Raw genomic sequence first — 15,601 nt, forward strand, 5'->3', positions numbered from 1 at the left:
TAATAATACCAATGCGCATAGATAATTGCCCATTCAGAAGGCGCTGGCAAGTTTCCTAGCGAAGCGTGGGAATGCAGGAATGTGTCCCCTTTCAAACTTCCAAAATGAAGCTATGAATCTTACCAGACCTTTCAGATAAAAATTTTAATCTTTTTAATACAATAGGTACACATCCTACAATCCTTTTAAAAAAAGTAAATCAATTGGGTTGATTTAATAGTTTTGTTCGTCAATACTATGCCGCAATTAATTAACGATTCGTTAACCTTACGTATTGTGCGCACTAGGTAAACGTCCTTTATTGACATTTTTTGAGCGAGGCTGGTATGAAAATTTTGTGTTTAGGTGAAGTGCTTATTGATATGTTAAGCCAAGGTGCAGCGCCCAAAGATGGCAACATACCAGCCATGAAGCCTTTCCAGCCTTATGCTGGTGGCGCGCCCGCTAACGTGGCGGTTGCTGTTGCCCAACTGGGTGGAGAAAGTGCGATGGTATCGAAGGTGGGTGACGATACTTTTGGCGCCTTTCTTAAAGAAATGCTTGAACACTACAAAGTAAATACGGACTTTGTGTGGGCCACACAAGAGGGTAATACGGCACTGGCGTTTGTGAACTTGGATGCAGACGGCGAGCGTTCGTTTGACTTTTATGTCGATAACGCTGCACATAAACATATTTCAGAGCAAGACTTGTCGACAATTGATTGCGACAAAAATACCGTGCTTCACTTCTGTTCAGGTTCAATTTCAGGCCCTGAACTTATTCCTGGCACCGAGTTTATTTTAAACAAGGCGAAGGAAAACGGCATGATGGTGTGTTTAGACATTAATTATCGCCCAGCATTTTGGGATGACACTGCAAATGCGCCAACACGTATTGATGAAGCGGCAAAGAAAGTTTCTATACTTAAGGCAAGCCGTGAAGAGTTATCAGAGCTTTATGGCGAAGAAAATGCCGATGCAAAAGTACAGCAGTGGCTAGATAGCGGTGTGAAGGTTGTATTGGTGACAGACGGTGGCGAGCCTATTCACTATATTACCAAGTCGTTTAGCGGCACGCTGGCATCGCCAAAAATGGACGTAAAAGATACCACTGCAGCCGGTGATTCATTTATCGGTGGGTTTCTGTACTTCCTTTCGACCAAAGTTAAGAACGCGGATGAGTTCGATGCGTGGGCTGAAAACTTTGAAAATGTTAGCGAAGCGACTGAATTTGCTATTCGCTGTGGTGCTTACACAGTAACCCAGTACGGTGCATTTAGCGCACTGCCTACACAGGCTAATATTGCTAAGCAATAAGCGGTGAATAACCTTTTCAAAAACTGAGTTAATGGCAATAAGAAAGGGTTCGATTGAACCCTTTTTTGTTTTTTAAAGCTTTACCTGCAGCATAAGCTAATACGGGAAGTCGGCCTAGTGCTTATCGGCTCTGCTTTGGAACTTACGTTCTTCGGTATTAACCTTTATCCATTCGCCGGTGCTGATGTATTCTGGCACTTGTACTACTAGGCCGGTCGAAAGCGTCGCTGGTTTGGTACGAGAAGTAGCAGATGCACCTTTAATAGACGGGTCGGTCTCAACTACTTCTAGCTCTACGCTCATTGGCAAGTCCAAGGCAACCGGGACTTCGCTAACAATGACAACTTGAATGCCATCGGTTTCTTCGTTAATAAACAGAGCTTCGTTCTCAATGCTCTCTTTGTTCAAGTGATAAGGGGTGTAGTCTTCCTTATCCATGAATACATATTCTTCGCCATCAATATACGAAAACATAGCAGGACGACGAATTAAGTCAGCCATATCTAGGGTGTCTGAGTCTTTAAAGGTTTCATCGTATTTGGCGCCTGTTACTACATCGTACATGCGCATGCGATAGATGCTGCCACCAGCACGACCTTGAGGGACAGAGCGTTCAATGTCTCGCACGATGCAAGTTTTTCCGTCAAATACCACAGTGTTATTCTTTTTAATTTCACTAGCCTTAGGCATGGCGATTTCCTATTGTTTTATTTTCTTAAGGTGCAAGCCTTGTTTTCTCGACCCATTCTCTGCGATTTTACACGACTAAGAAAGTGTTTTTGCTGGCTCAGCCTTCTATTAGTGCTTTAACGTTCGCTAAGGTATCGGCTTCATTAGCGGGCTTGTCCCAACGAATTCTATGTATACGGGGAAAGCGCAGCGCGACCCCTGATTTGTGCCTTGACGAAGGGTGTACAGCGTCAAAAGCCACTTCAAGTACCAGCTCTTTTTTCACTTCTCTTACCGGGCCAAACCGCCCCACGGCATTGCGCCTTACCCAATTATCCAGTTTTTTGAGCTCTTCATCGGTGAACCCGGAATACGCCTTTCCGATAGGCAGAAGCTGACTGTCCTCCCAAGCGCCAAACGTGTAGTCAGAATAAAAGCTGGAGCGCTTGCCGTGCCCTCGCTGCGCGTACATCATTACCGCATCAACAACTAGCGGGTCGCGCTTCCATTTAAACCACTGGCCCTTAGGTCTGCCAGGTACATACTTACTATCTAAGCGCTTTATCATCAGCCCTTCTACCGCACGATTTTGGCAGACTTGGGCGTGAAGCTGGCGCAAGGTTTCAGGGGAAGTGGCATTGAGTGTTTCAGAAAGAAACAAACGGCTGTTATTCGTTTTGCTAAACCATTCTTCAAGGGCGTGGCGCCTTGCTTTTAGTGTTTTATCGGTTAGATCTTCACCATTAAGCACTAAAGCATCGTAAACGATTAGTCCCACTGGAGAGGAAGACTGTAACGCTTTACTCGGTTTCTTTTTATTAAGGCGCTGCTGAAGGGCATTAAAGGTATCCACGTCTGGCTGTGTGGCGGATGAAGCCTGTTTACCGCTTTTATCACTACTGGTGCGTTGACTAGCCGCACTTTGGGCAATCGATTCTTCAGATTGATGTAAGCCATGTTCTGCATTATGAATAACCAGCAGTTCTCCATCTAGCACCATATTGCCGCTTACAGACTCAAGCAGATCAGGAAATGAGTGGCTGATATCATCGCCAGTACGAGAAAAAAGAGCTTTTTCAGGTTCATCGCCATCGACCTCACTATCTTTCTGAGGCTTATCATCAACAGTTTTATTCGACTTAACAACAAGCTGCACGCGAATGCCATCATACTTGTTCTCAATTTGCCAAGCGTCTTTGGTGAAAGCGTCGATATCGCCATCTTCAATGGGGTGAGAAAGCATAACTGGATGAAATGTGACGGCATTTTCAATATCAGGCTTGTCAGCTTTTCCTTCTAGCCAGCTAAGCATATCAACGTAAGGAGGAGTAACCGCATGCCACAGTGTTTCTATTTCTTTGATGTCTTTATTGCCATAGTCGGCCAATATTTGTTTTATGGAGCGAGCCGACACACCTATACGTAACCCCCGAGTGCCCAACTTTAGCAACGCCCAGCGTTGAGCAGGCGTCATTATTGTTAGGTAATGGGCTAGCGTCTCAGAAACTTTCTGTTTACTGACCGAAGCGAACGTTTCTACCACTTCGGTTAGCGTGGGTAGCGAATCTGTTGGCTCGCTATAGGGCCATAAATGGGCTACGGTTTCACTAACCTCACCCACATAATCATAGCTCATGGCAAAAAGCTCAGGGTCGGTATGTTCAGTAATGAGCTTTTTTACCGTATTGCGCTTAAAAAAGTCGAACCGCAATGTACCTGCCAAAGCAGCAATTGCCCAGCCTCGGTCAGGGTCTGGTGTATTGGCTATGTAGTTAGCTATAAGCTGCGCTTTGGCTTTGTTTCCAGCCGTGAAATACAGCTGTTCAAGTAAGTGACTGAATGCTTCCACTAATCGCCTCCTTGCTCTTCTTCATCATAACCGACTAGCGATAGCGCTCTGGCTTTAAACCCCATTTTTTCTGCCTGATACATTAGCGCATCTTCTCTGCCGTGGGTTACCCACACTTCTTTCGGATTGACTTCTTCAATGGTTTGCAGCAATTCAGGCCAGTCGCAATGATCAGAGATAATAAGCGGTAGCTCGGCATTTTTTTGCTTAGCGCGAGCGCGAATTTGCATCCATCCAGATGCCACAACAGGGCGTACATTAGGCAAGCTTCGTGACCATCTATCGGCAAGTGCAGAAGGGGGCGCAATGACTATTTCGCCGGCTAAGGTCTTTTTATCTGCAACCTCAGACACCGGAATCAACTCACCTAAATCTATTCCTAATTGCTTGTATAGGTCACACAGCTTCAGCTGCGCACCATGTAAGTAGATGGGCTTGACGTAACCCGCCTCGCGCAGCGCTAATATAACTCGTTGACATTTACCCAATGCATAAGCGCCTACTAAATGGCATCGCTCGGGAAACACTCGTAATGAGTGAAGGAGCTTTTCGATTTCATGTTCAATAGGCGGGTGCTTAAAGACAGGAAGCCCAAAGGTGGCTTCGGTAATCAATACGTCGCAAGGTACAACTTTAAAAGGCGGGCAGGTAGGATCGTGACGGCGCTTATAATCGCCGGAAACCACCACGCGGTAGCCTGCATATTCGATAAGAATTTGTGTAGAGCCAAGAATATGTCCTGCTGGATAAAATGTGGCTTTTACATCGTTAAAATTAATGCTTTCACCTATAGCTACAGCGTGCTGGTGAGTAGCCATATCTTCACCGTAGCGGGTTTGCATAATCGCCAGTGTTTCTGGGCTTGCATACACACTGTTATGACCTGCCCGTGCATGGTCAGCGTGGCCGTGTGTGACAAGCGCGGTGGCGACTTCATTCATTGGGTCGATGTAAAACTCACCGGGCTCGCAATAAAGGCCAGTATCGTCAGCTTTTAACCAGGTTGATGGGTGCACTACTCATAGTCCTGCCAAATCAGAGAATGCTTTTTACTACGTATTTAACCCCCTGAATCGACCACTTGGGTCGCATTCACTATTGGTTCAACCCACATTCATCTATCAAATTTGGGTTGGGCTATGATACTGACGAAAGCCAATTAGGCTCGGCTATTTCGCTAGGCACTTTCAGATTCTAGATAGTTACGCCAATATGCCAAAGGACCAGGTTTTACCTTGGTCCTTTTTGGTTGAATCGGATTTATATAACGTATTTTAGTACAGATGTTAGCTATGAGGTTTTATTTGCCTCTGTCGCTAATTCTTGCTCTGCAACTAAGCCGTCGTTTTGCTTGCTCTGTTTCTTCTTATAAAAGCTGCGCAGGTATAGCCTTCTCCATGCCGCTTCAAATGGCCCTTGTTCAAAATGCTTAGTTATAAAATTCGCCAGCAACATTTGAATTGCTGTGAGCGCAAGGGTAATTAACATCAAATCGAGCAGCGTCACGGTATAGGCAAAGTCGGGATAGTAAGCGGGCATAATCACACGAAACAACACAGCTAGAACAATAGATTGCGTTAGGTAGAGGGTAAACGCTACCTTGCCGCAGTTAATAAGTGACTGATACCACCAAGTGGTTGTATTTTTCACCTTGATTAACAGGTGTGCGTAGGCAAAAGCACAGAAAATTGCTGGGATACTGGTAAACATGGGAATAACATCCGACGTTACTTGCTCAAATATCAACTGAGGTATAACCGTAACGACAGATGTGGCTATGGCAATTATAGACACTTTCAAAAATACAGTAGATGAAAACCCAACGCTAAAGAAACCACTTCTATAAAGATAAGCACCAAACATCATAAGCCCCATCGACTGCCATAGCATGGTAAAAGGTGCTGCAATAACGGTAGCAAGAACAAAAGAAGCTTGAACCCCAATTTGGAACAAATAACTACTTTGCCATTGTGTAACCTCTTCGGCGTAAGCTTCGCTAGACCTAAATGGAAGTGCGCCACCGTAGTCGTATCCAAGCGTAAGCACTATGCCAAAAACAAGCATAATGATGCTTCCCACGACTAAATATTTAACGCTTTTTGTGCGAAGCGCTTCTTGGTCTAACGTTAAGTGTTTTAGTACAAAGTAGGCGCAAAAACTGTAATAAAGCAGTATGTCGCCGCCAAATATGAAAACGCCATGTATTAACCCAAATAAAAATAGCCATTTAAGCCGAGATTTAGAAAAGTCTAAAAAGTTGTGCCCACGCTTTTGGCAAGCGTCGAATTGAATAGCTAAACCTGCTCCAAACAACAGGCAAAATAAGGTGCGAAATCTGCCATCTAAGAAAAGCGCGCTAAGTGTCGAGATAATCTCATCTGATAAAAGTGGCTCTTCAAAAAACGCGTAGCCGGTGTGAAAGTTTTGATGGTATGCAATGTTTAAAAACAAAATGCCAAGGATTGCTAAACCTCTAATGGCATCTATGGATTGAATTCGCATTTACGTTCCCTGTAATCATATTTTGTAGTTTAACGAGTGTAGTGTACTCGTTTTCGAAGTGTCGATAATTAAAGTGTATCCGAATATTAACTATTGCTAATAACCTTAATCCACTAATAAATAAAAAGTACAGGAGGTACTTATTTTTTCAAGAAAGCCATATTGCGCTGAGTTTGGGCGCTGAGTTTTGGCGTTGAGCTTTGACGATTATTGCAAAGGTAAAAGTAAGGTGTTGGCGTATATAAACTTAACTAAAGAATTGGCGTATAAAGCGGAAAAGGCATAACAGATACTGTAAATGACATTACTTCCCTGCGCTTTCTCTAAGTGGTTTAAGCAAAAAGGCTGGCAACTACGTGATTATCAACAGACCATGTTGGTGGAAAAAGATAAACATGACTGTACGTTACTGATAGCACCGACAGGGGCGGGTAAAACCTTGTCAGGTTTTCTGCCAAGTTTGGTAGAGCTTAGTGAGTTAAATGAATCAGCTGAAAACAAGGGTAATCAGAGTGGGTTTAATGGTTTGCATACCCTGTACATTTCACCACTTAAAGCGTTAACCCAAGATATTCATCGCAATCTGTTACAGCCTATTGAAGAAATGTCGTTGCCTATCACCGCGGAAACCCGCACCGGCGATACACCCTCTCATAAGCGTCAGCGGCAGCGTAAAAAGCCGCCTAATATTCTACTTACTACCCCCGAATCCCTTATGCTGATGTTGAGCTACGCCGATGCCGATAAGCTTTTCGGCAAGCTAAAACGCGTGATAATCGATGAAACCCACAGCTTAATGGCTAATAAACGCGGCGACTTTTTATCTCTTGCCTTAGCGCGATTAAGCGTGCTTTCTCCAAGCTGCAAACGCATAGGTTTGTCAGCGACCGTGGCATTTCCTGAAACTTTGGGCGCGTGGCTGGCAGGCAGTGACAGCTTTGCCAATATCATTAAAGTAAAAGCGGGGGAGAAGCCAAAAGTTGAGATGCTGCACTCTAAAGCACGCATGCCTTTTGGTGGCTTTATGGCTCGTTACGCCATTGATGATATCTATGCGGCCATAGAAATAGCACAGACCACGCTGGTTTTTGTCAATACACGAGCCCAGTCCGAGCTTCTATTTCAAATGCTATGGGAAGCAAATAAAGCGGCGCTTCCCATTGCGCTTTATCACGGCAGTTTGAGTAAAGAGCAAAGGCGCAAAACCGAAGCAATGATGGCAAGCGGTATGCTAAGGGCAATTGTGTGTACTTCTGCGTTAGAGTTAGGTATCGACTGGGGCGACGTCGACAAAGTCATTCAAGTAGGTGCGCCTAAAGGCGTAAGCAGGCTGCTGCAAAGGATAGGGCGAGCGAACCACAGGTTAGATGAACCTAGCGAAGCGTTACTTGTCCCAGCAAACCGGTTTGAAGCGCTGGAATGCCAAGCGGCCATTACTGCTATAGAAAAAGGTGAGCTTGATGGTGAAAGCCCACAGCCGGGCGCCCTAGATATCATTCCACAGTTCATCTTGAACTGTTTATGTAGCAAAGCTGATAGCCCAGATGCCTTGTATCAAGAGATACTTACCGCCACGCCTTATCAAGGGTTAGATAGAGACGATTTCGATAAACTGTGGCGCTTTACCCAAGACGGAGGCAGTGCCCTTAATGCTTATGAACGATATCAGCGTTTAACACGAAACGATGATGGCACTTTTGCGCCCGCAAATCGGCGAGTTATACAAAGACACAGGCAAAACATAGGCACAATCGTTGAGGCAGGGCGTTTAAAGGTAAAGCGTATTCGTAGGGGGAACCAAGGCAAGATCATTGGCGAGGTAGAAGAGTACTTCGCCCAGCAGTTAACGCCCGGAGATACCTTTTATTTCGGTGGAGAAGTACTGCGCTTTGAAGCTATCCGCGACATGCAGCTTCACGCCAAGCCAGCAAAAGCCAAAGAGCCTAAAATACCCAGCTACGCGGGTGGGCAAATGCCGCTATCTACCTATTTGGCGGAAGGCGTTCGGGCAATTCTGGCTACTCAGAAATCATGGAAAGCACTGCCCGCACAGGTACAAGAATGGCTCAAGCTTCAGCAGGCGTTTTCTCAGTTACCTAGCCCTGAAAAGGTGTTGGTGGAGCAGTTTCCATTTAGGCAGGCGCACTACACCTTGTACTACACATTCGACGGTCGCAAAGCGAACCAAACCTTAGGTATGTTGTTAACGCGGCGAATGGAAAAAATGGGCATAAAGCCACTGAGCTTCAGTGTGACTGATTACGGGTTATCGGTAGCATCAGTGAACGCCATCACACAAGGGCAGTTACAGCAGCTGTTTCAGCCTGATATTCTAGGCGACGAGCTAGAAGATTGGATGTTACAAGCGCCTATGCTAAAGCGTTCGTTCAGGCAAGTAGCGGTAGTTAGCGGGTTGACCGAACAGCGTTATCACGCCAGTCAAAAAACCATGAAGCAAGTAACGTTTTCTACCGACCTTATTTACGATACATTGCGTGAACACGACCGCGACCACATATTACTTAAAGTAGCGCGGGCTGATGCTGAGCGTGAGCTTCTCGACTTACGGCGACTCGCTAATTTACTTATTCGGTATGTAGATTCAGCGACATTGGTAAATCTGGAAAAGCCCTCTCCCATGGCCATACCTATAGTGCTTGATGTGCGCAGTGAGCAAGTAAAAGGCGCTGGCGCACAGGCCATTATTGAGCAAGCTAACTTATACGCCGAAGCTGAAACTATGTTAGATGAAGTTCGGGCATTACTCTCAGGGGCTAGCGTTGAATAGGGTGGGGTTAAACAGAATATTCAAACTCCGCTTTTTCATATTAACGATATACGTCCGCCAGATGCTTTACTTAACAAACATTTGCAGTAAGTCCGTTGAACAGGAAAGCTAAATAGTATTTCGCTAAATAAACGTCAGCGTTACCGGAGTACTAAAAACTCGCAAACGAAAAATAAAGAGGATAATTTGGCAATAACCGACGCGTGGCTGACGGAGAAAGTCAGTCAGCGCCATATCACTATTACGAAATATGCAGACTACTTGTGGTTATTAGACGCGCGTGGTGTGGCATATTTACCCGCATGCGACTGGCTGATTGTGTCTGATCTTCACTTAGAAAAAGGCAGCTATTTACGCAGCTATGCGAACCCCATACCTAGCTTAGACTCCACCGCCACGCTTAAACGCTTAGAAAGCATTATTGATGATTACCAGCCTAAACGAGTAATCAGCCTAGGCGATAGCTTTCATGACAAGCATAGCATGTCTCGTATGACCTTTGATGACCGTCGGCATTTATGTAGGCTTGTTGATAGCGTCAATGAGTGGATATGGGTTGAAGGTAACCATGACCCTGATTTACCTGAAGGCATTCCGGGCACGCCACGTTTTGAAGTGGTACTAGATAATATGGTATTCAGGCATGAGTCGGATTTCAACGAAAAGCGACCGCAAGTTATCGGCCACTATCACCCTAAAAAGCGCACCACTATTTCTCGCCGCCGTTACTCTGGTAAATGCTTTACTAACAACAACAGCCTATTTGTGATGCCTGCCTTCGGGCAATTCACCGGCGGGTTAGACATAGACGAAGATGTAATGCTAACGCTTCTGCCCAAGTCGACCCGTCAGGTTTTCATGCTCTGTGACGGCATAGTCTTCAAAATATAGCACACCAAAAATGGGGTCAGAGTCAGCGGGACATTTAGACATTGACCTTCCTTCTAAAAGCCTAAGTAAACAGTGAGGGGGTCAGAGTCAGGACTCTGACCCCCTCATTGTTTTAAGCCTAGTTTAGCGCGCTGAGTTCCCATATACTTTTTCAACTGAACAAAAAAGGAACAGGAAAATGTATCGATTCGGAATTGTCGGCGCAGGAATGATTGCGGATTTTCATGCTCAGGCCATCCACGCTATTCCCAATGCAGAACTAACAGGGATTTATTCACGTTCAATTGATAAAGCAAATGCGTTCTCTAAAAAGCATAGCTGTACACCTTACGACGACTTTACGTCGTTTATAACGTCTCCTGAAATTGACATCATTACTATATGTACGCCTTCAGGCTTTCATTTAGAGCCTATATCCGCCGCCGCAAAAGCGGGCAAGCACATCATTTGTGAAAAGCCGCTGGAAGTTACAGCTGACAGAGTCGATGAAATGATTGCGGTGTGTGCTGAAAACAAAGTGATACTAGCGGGCATTTTCCCTCGTCGGTTTAATGCGTCGTCACAGTTACTTAAGCAAGCTTTAGAAGCAGGGCGCTTCGGCAACATTGCCATGGCAGATGCCTATATTAAATGGTGGCGAACCCAAGAGTATTATGAAAGCGGTGCCTGGCGTGGTACTTGGAAGCTTGATGGCGGTGGCGCGTTGATGAACCAGTCAATTCATACAATTGATTTACTCCTTTATGTAATGGGGGATGTAAAGTCTGTGCGAGCAGAAACCAGGCTGGTGGCCCATGATGGTATAGAAGTGGAGGATGTTGGAATTGCGATGCTAGAGTTTGAAAACGGAGCATTAGGCGTTATTCAAGGTTCAACAGCTTGCTGGTCTAAAAGCGGTCATCCGGCAGAGATACAAATCACTGGCTCTCAGGGCTCTGTTTTTATGAGTGACGACAAATTTCGAGTCTGGGAGTTTGCTGACGAAAGTGAGGAAGACGAAGAGATCAGATGCAAGTATGGGCTTTCTGAAAATGAAGCGGGAGCTGGAGCGGCTGATCCATCCGCTATCGATTTCGTGTGGCATCAGAGAAACTTCGAAGATGTATTAAATGCCCTTGATAACGGCACCAAGCCGCTTGTGGATGGATTTGAAGGGCGTAGATCGATTGCGCTACTAAACGCTATTTATCGCTCAGCGAAAAACGGCGGTGAAAAGGAACTTGTGTAAAAATGGGGTCAGAGTCAGCAGGACATTTGGACTTTGACCTTTCTTATAAAAGCCGAAGTAAACAGTGAGGGGGTCAGAGAGCTGACTCTGACCCCTTTGGTTGGGTTACCTTTATTTGGATTAATCGCGCCAGCGCTTGGTTAGTTCGTCGTAGGCGTCTATGCGGCGGTCGCGGAAATAAGGCCAAATGCGCTTAACTTGTTCGGTACGTTCCATATCAAGCTCTACTGTTAGCGTAGTTTCACCATCAGCTTCGGCTTTTGCCAAAATCTCACCTTGCGGGCCTGCTACAAAGCTTTGTCCCCAAAACTGAATGCCTGGGTCACCTTCAACAGGTGACGCTTCAAAGCCAGTGCGGTTTGCCACGATAACCGGTACCGAGTTTGCCACAGCGTGAGAGCGCTGAATGGTTTCCCATGCACCATGTTGACGGCTACGCTCTTCTGCTGTGTCAGTTAAATCCCAGCCGATAGCCGTAGGGTAGAACAGCAAGTCTGCACCTGCCATTGCCATCAGGCGAGCTGCTTCTGGGTACCATTGATCCCAACATACCAAGACGCCAAGTTTACCTACGCTGGTTTCTATAGGCGTAAAGCCCATATCGCCCGGAGTGAAATAAAACTTTTCGTAAAAACCAGGGTCGTCAGGAATATGCATTTTACGGTATTTGCCCGCAATTTCTTTACTGCGGTCAAACACGACTGCGGTGTTGTGATACAAACCTGAGCCGCGTTTTTCAAAAAGCGACGTCACTAAAACGATATTGTGCTTTTCGGCGAGTTCACCAAAAAAGTCTGTCGCTGGACCTGGTATTGGTTCAGCCAAATCAAAGGCGTCAGTATCTTCTTGCTGGCAAAAATACAGGGTGCTGTGCAGCTCTTGAAGCAAAATACACTCGCAACCTTCAGCCGCTAATTTGGCAACTTGCTCGGCACTTTTATTCCAGTTCGTTGCTTTATCGTTATCGGCAACGGCCTGTTGTACCAGACCCACTTTTAGCTTAGCTGGGCGCATGTAATGACACTCCTTTCTTTAAGGTGGTGATAATCGAATCTTTTAACGTATCTGTGGGTACTTGCATAGAAATACAATGCAAGCTGCCGTATTGTCTTACGAGTACACTACAATCAATTGGTTCAACAATATGATTGGGGTGTGCTTTTTGCACAGTCTCGATGGCTTCAGCATCTTCTTTTTCACCATACACAGGCAATAAAATCGCGTTATTACAAATCAAGTAATTTGCGTACGATGCCGGCAAGCGATCTCCTTCATCGTTTACAATATGAGGCAGCGGTAAATGAAATTGTTTATGTTCAGGCAATTCAAGGGCGCACTCGTCACATAACGCCTTCAAACCTTCGAAGTGACTATCATTAGGGCGGTTGTTACACGCCTGAATTACTAAGCCTTTATTCGGGGTAAAGCGCACTAGGGTGTCAATATGGCCATCTGTATCATCGCCTTCTAAATGCCCATGCTGCAATATGGTGACCTTACTGCAGCCCAGCATATCTTTAAAGGTATCTTCGTAAGCGCTTAGCGACATATCTCCGTTGCGTTCAGGGTTTAGTAGGCACTGAGCAGTACTTAATAGGTGCCCGTTTTCATCAATCTCTAACGCACCGCCTTCTGCCACAATAGGGCTGCTGCGCAGTGCAGAATTGCACATGGCGGCGAGGTAACGCTGATTGACAAGGTTATCTTCTGAAGCGTTGAACTTGTTACCCCAACCGTTGAAACGAAATTCTACGGGCGAGCCGTTACCTTCACTGTCTTTACACGTGATAAAGCTGTAGTCGCGCATCCAGGTATCATTAAAGGATGCAGGAACAATAAGCACTCGGGCATTTTCGGGTAAACGGGACTTAAGATCATCAACGTCACTTGGCGCGCATAATAAAATGACACCCGCGTTATTGCGATTCACTGCTGCAATCACATTCAGGTAGGTTGCTCTTGCTTCTTCCAACCATGGAGCCCAATCGGTTTGTGCATGTGGCCATGCCAACATAACAGCATCAATGTCGTGCCATTCAGGCGCCATAATACGGTTGCCGTTCATAGTAGAAATCCAAGTCGCTTTAAAATAGGGAGTGGATTATAGCCATGCCGCAGTACCAGACCAAGGCTAATGGCGATGAAATTAATTGGCGGTGACGATTAATATAAACCAACCAAAACGTAAGCTTAGCTTAAAGGCTATAATTTCACTTTAAATGTCGCCCGCCATTAAGGTGTAGTGTTTGTCCTGTCACGTAGTCGCTGTCAAATAGATAACGCATGGCTTTAACAGCCTCTTGGGCACCCGGTACTATTTCGAGTAGCGACTTCTTCACTGCTTTTTGTTTATAAGCTTCGTCATCACCTTCATTAAACATAAGTAGAGCCGGTGCAATACTATTCACTTTCACCTTTGGAGCCAGCTTTTTTGCAAAAGACAAAGTGAGATTATGCAACGCAGCTTTACTCGCCGCGTAAGCCATATGCTTTTCACTGCCGGTATCTTGCACATAATCAGTCATGTGAATAATGTCAGCTTGTTCTTCACAACCGCACAGCGCTTCTTCTAATGCTAGATTAATGCGATAGGGAGCAACCGCATGAATCATCATCATTCGTTCCATTAAGTGTTGCTTATTACCATTATCTTTCTCTTGAGCCCAATCTGATGCATTGTGAATGATCCCTCGATAGGTTTTACTGATTGCCTTAATCTCATCAATTGCTCGATCAATAGCCGCCTCAGTGCTAAAATCCGCCTGTAAGACTGTTGCACCTTTTTCTTCAAGCATTGCAATACTAGAGCGATGCGTTCGATAAGTCACAACAACGCGATGACCTTGTTCGAGTAAACTTTCGGCCATCGCTAAGCCCAATCGTTGGCTGGCGCCTGTTATCAGTACAGGTGAGTTCAAGATAGTGTCCTTCTTTTCTAAGAGGTAACAGTTTTATTATTCCGTGCTAAATGCACGTGTGGTAGCAACAACATTAAATAAAAGTCATGTTGTCGTATAACCGAACTTTTACGAGTTGAACGGCGTATCAGTTCAAAAAAAGCAGTAACAACGGATAAAACAATGTTAGCAAAAGAAGCGGTAATTGTGCGTGATGCACTAGACCCCTCTATATCAGAGCCGGCACAACGTGTACGTGAAGCATTAGAAGCCAAGGGTTTAGAAACGCCCATGGTGGCTAATGGTCTTTCTGACGAACAAAAGCGCCAACGAATTGAAAGTGCTATGCGTGACGTAATGGACACGCTTGGACTTGACCTTACTGATGACAGCTTGTGCGACACGCCTAGCCGTATTGCCAAAATGTACGTCAATGAGATTTTTGGAGGCTTGGATTACCGCAAGTTCCCTAAGATTACTGCTATTGAAAACAAAATGCAGATAGACCAGCCTGTTCAGGTATCTGACATTAGCTTAACAAGTACCTGCGAGCATCACTTTGTAACCATTGATGGCACAGCCACAGTATCTTACATACCTAAAGATACGGTGATTGGTCTTTCAAAAATAAACCGTCTTGTAGGCTTCTTTGCTCAACGTCCTCAGGTACAAGAGCGTTTAACGCAGCAGGTGTTAGTTGCACTGCAAACATTAACGAATTCAGAAGATGTTGCTGTAAGTATTAACGCTACGCACTATTGCGTGAAAGCAAGAGGGATTCGAGACACTAATTCCTACACGAAGACGTCAGCGTTAGGTGGCCGTTTCTTAACAGACAGCGAATTGAAACGAGAGTTTTTCCGTTAAGCAAGTCGGGAAAGGCTTCACTAGATAAACTAGAAAAGCCGCTTTTTAAAGCGGCTTTTTCGTAGATACCTAGCGTTGATTTCTTACTTGAAAAGGTGTTCGCTATCTAAAGCGTCAACAATAAGATTAATTCGGCCACCAATACCATCGGCGGGAATAAGACTTAGTACTTTGTTACAACAACCACAAGACTCATGTTGTTCGAGGTACATGTCTCGAGATGCGTTTAGTTGAAAATCATTAATTGCGCCGCAATAGGGGCACATGTATTCCAATGCTTTAACACTTTGCATAGCTTTATCCGTTACCATGTTTTACATATCCATATGACGTAAGTCGAAAACCAGTGTGTGAACAAGTAATTTGTATTACCTCGACGTTTTAGCTTTTAAAGAAAAAAGCTAAAAATCTGCAAGATACAAACCACACACATCGGTTAAGCGCTACTTTCGCGTTAACTAGCCTGTAAATAAGCTGAATAGCCGCCTTGCGGGATTATCTCACAAAGATTTTGGATAACCCTTATCCACGACTAAAGTATAGTCCGTAATTCTTTTACTGCCTGTGTAATTTAAGGTTATTTCGTAAGTCGTTGGCTTCGAAGCTAATTAA

13 protein-coding genes are annotated in these 15,601 nt (G+C 45.0%); 5 read left to right on the plus strand and 8 right to left on the minus strand.

The annotated features are described in order from the left end of the window. The first annotated feature begins 326 nt into the window (after positions 1-326). Entirely contained in the window at positions 327-1,298 is a 972-nt protein-coding gene (locus ACXACS_RS03475; protein ID WP_474804122.1) for a carbohydrate kinase family protein, read from the plus strand. Between the two features lie 114 nt (positions 1,299-1,412). Here the strand turns inward: ACXACS_RS03475 and efpL are convergent, their stop codons facing one another. The 4 genes from efpL to ACXACS_RS03495 all read right to left on the minus strand — a co-directional run bounded on the left by efpL (position 1,413) and on the right by ACXACS_RS03495 (position 6,318). Then, positions 1,413-1,988 carry an elongation factor P-like protein EfpL gene (gene efpL, locus ACXACS_RS03480; protein WP_025257482.1) on the minus strand — a complete coding sequence of 192 codons (576 nt, stop codon included), beginning with the start codon at positions 1,986-1,988 and terminating at the stop codon, positions 1,413-1,415. Positions 1,989-2,085: 97 nt separating this feature from the next. Further along, positions 2,086-3,816, minus strand: a complete 1,731-nt coding sequence (locus tag ACXACS_RS03485; RefSeq protein ID WP_474804125.1) for a cisplatin damage response ATP-dependent DNA ligase — start codon at positions 3,814-3,816, stop codon at positions 2,086-2,088. After that, on the minus strand, positions 3,816-4,832 hold the full coding sequence (locus tag ACXACS_RS03490) for a ligase-associated DNA damage response exonuclease (RefSeq protein ID WP_474804128.1): 1,017 nt from the start codon (positions 4,830-4,832) through the stop codon (positions 3,816-3,818). The genes ACXACS_RS03485 and ACXACS_RS03490 overlap by 1 nt, the downstream gene beginning before the upstream one ends. A 274-nt stretch (positions 4,833-5,106) precedes the next feature. Next, positions 5,107-6,318 carry a DUF418 domain-containing protein gene (locus ACXACS_RS03495; RefSeq protein WP_474804131.1) on the minus strand — a complete coding sequence of 404 codons (1,212 nt, stop codon included), beginning with the start codon at positions 6,316-6,318 and terminating at the stop codon, positions 5,107-5,109. A gap of 298 nt (positions 6,319-6,616) precedes the next feature. Here ACXACS_RS03495 and ACXACS_RS03500 point away from each other — a divergent pair, with 298 nt between their 5' ends. The 3 genes from ACXACS_RS03500 to ACXACS_RS03510 all read left to right on the plus strand — a co-directional run bounded on the left by ACXACS_RS03500 (position 6,617) and on the right by ACXACS_RS03510 (position 11,225). Further along, complete coding sequence (locus ACXACS_RS03500) at positions 6,617-9,106, plus strand: ligase-associated DNA damage response DEXH box helicase (RefSeq protein WP_474804135.1); 2,490 nt, start codon at positions 6,617-6,619, stop codon at positions 9,104-9,106. Between the two features lie 186 nt (positions 9,107-9,292). Further along, positions 9,293-9,997, plus strand: coding sequence for a ligase-associated DNA damage response endonuclease PdeM (gene pdeM, locus ACXACS_RS03505; RefSeq protein ID WP_474804138.1), 705 nt, complete (start codon positions 9,293-9,295; stop codon positions 9,995-9,997). 178 nt (positions 9,998-10,175) lie between these two features. Continuing rightward, complete coding sequence (locus ACXACS_RS03510; protein ID WP_474804141.1) at positions 10,176-11,225, plus strand: Gfo/Idh/MocA family protein; 1,050 nt, start codon at positions 10,176-10,178, stop codon at positions 11,223-11,225. 120 nt (positions 11,226-11,345) lie between these two features. Here the strand turns inward: ACXACS_RS03510 and ACXACS_RS03515 are convergent, their stop codons facing one another. The 3 genes from ACXACS_RS03515 to folM form a co-directional block, all read right to left on the minus strand. Next, positions 11,346-12,239 (minus strand): carbon-nitrogen hydrolase, encoded by an 894-nt coding sequence (locus ACXACS_RS03515; protein ID WP_474804144.1) that lies wholly within the window; start codon positions 12,237-12,239, stop codon positions 11,346-11,348. Then, on the minus strand, positions 12,226-13,290 hold the full coding sequence (locus ACXACS_RS03520) for an agmatine deiminase family protein (protein WP_474804147.1): 1,065 nt from the start codon (positions 13,288-13,290) through the stop codon (positions 12,226-12,228). The genes ACXACS_RS03515 and ACXACS_RS03520 overlap by 14 nt, the downstream gene beginning before the upstream one ends. A gap of 145 nt (positions 13,291-13,435) precedes the next feature. After that, a complete protein-coding gene (folM, locus tag ACXACS_RS03525) occupies positions 13,436-14,143 on the minus strand; it encodes a dihydromonapterin reductase (protein WP_474804150.1) in 708 nt (235 codons plus the stop codon). Between the two features lie 162 nt (positions 14,144-14,305). On the opposite strand from folM, the gene folE reads away from it, so the two are divergent. Next, a complete protein-coding gene (folE, locus tag ACXACS_RS03530; RefSeq protein ID WP_474804153.1) occupies positions 14,306-14,989 on the plus strand; it encodes a GTP cyclohydrolase I FolE in 684 nt (227 codons plus the stop codon). Between the two features lie 83 nt (positions 14,990-15,072). Here the strand turns inward: folE and ACXACS_RS03535 are convergent, their stop codons facing one another. Beyond that, positions 15,073-15,300, minus strand: a complete 228-nt coding sequence (locus tag ACXACS_RS03535) for a hypothetical protein (RefSeq protein WP_474804156.1) — start codon at positions 15,298-15,300, stop codon at positions 15,073-15,075. Positions 15,301-15,601: the final 301 nt, after the last annotated feature.

It is taken from the genome of Alteromonas sp. AWM4_230, assembly GCF_056158305.1.

Coding starts and splice junctions, on each gene's coding strand:
- ACXACS_RS03475 (WP_474804122.1), top strand. CDS start 327: ATGAAAATTTTGTGTTTAGGTGAAGTGCTTATTGATATGTTAAGCCAA.
- efpL (WP_025257482.1), bottom strand. CDS start 1,988: ATGCCTAAGGCTAGTGAAATTAAAAAGAATAACACTGTGGTATTTGAC.
- ACXACS_RS03495 (WP_474804131.1), bottom strand. CDS start 6,318: ATGCGAATTCAATCCATAGATGCCATTAGAGGTTTAGCAATCCTTGGC.
- ACXACS_RS03500 (WP_474804135.1), top strand. CDS start 6,617: ATGACATTACTTCCCTGCGCTTTCTCTAAGTGGTTTAAGCAAAAAGGC.
- ACXACS_RS03510 (WP_474804141.1), top strand. CDS start 10,176: ATGTATCGATTCGGAATTGTCGGCGCAGGAATGATTGCGGATTTTCAT.
- ACXACS_RS03515 (WP_474804144.1), bottom strand. CDS start 12,239: ATGCGCCCAGCTAAGCTAAAAGTGGGTCTGGTACAACAGGCCGTTGCC.
- ACXACS_RS03520 (WP_474804147.1), bottom strand. CDS start 13,290: ATGAACGGCAACCGTATTATGGCGCCTGAATGGCACGACATTGATGCT.
- folE (WP_474804153.1), top strand. CDS start 14,306: ATGTTAGCAAAAGAAGCGGTAATTGTGCGTGATGCACTAGACCCCTCT.
- ACXACS_RS03535 (WP_474804156.1), bottom strand. CDS start 15,300: ATGGTAACGGATAAAGCTATGCAAAGTGTTAAAGCATTGGAATACATG.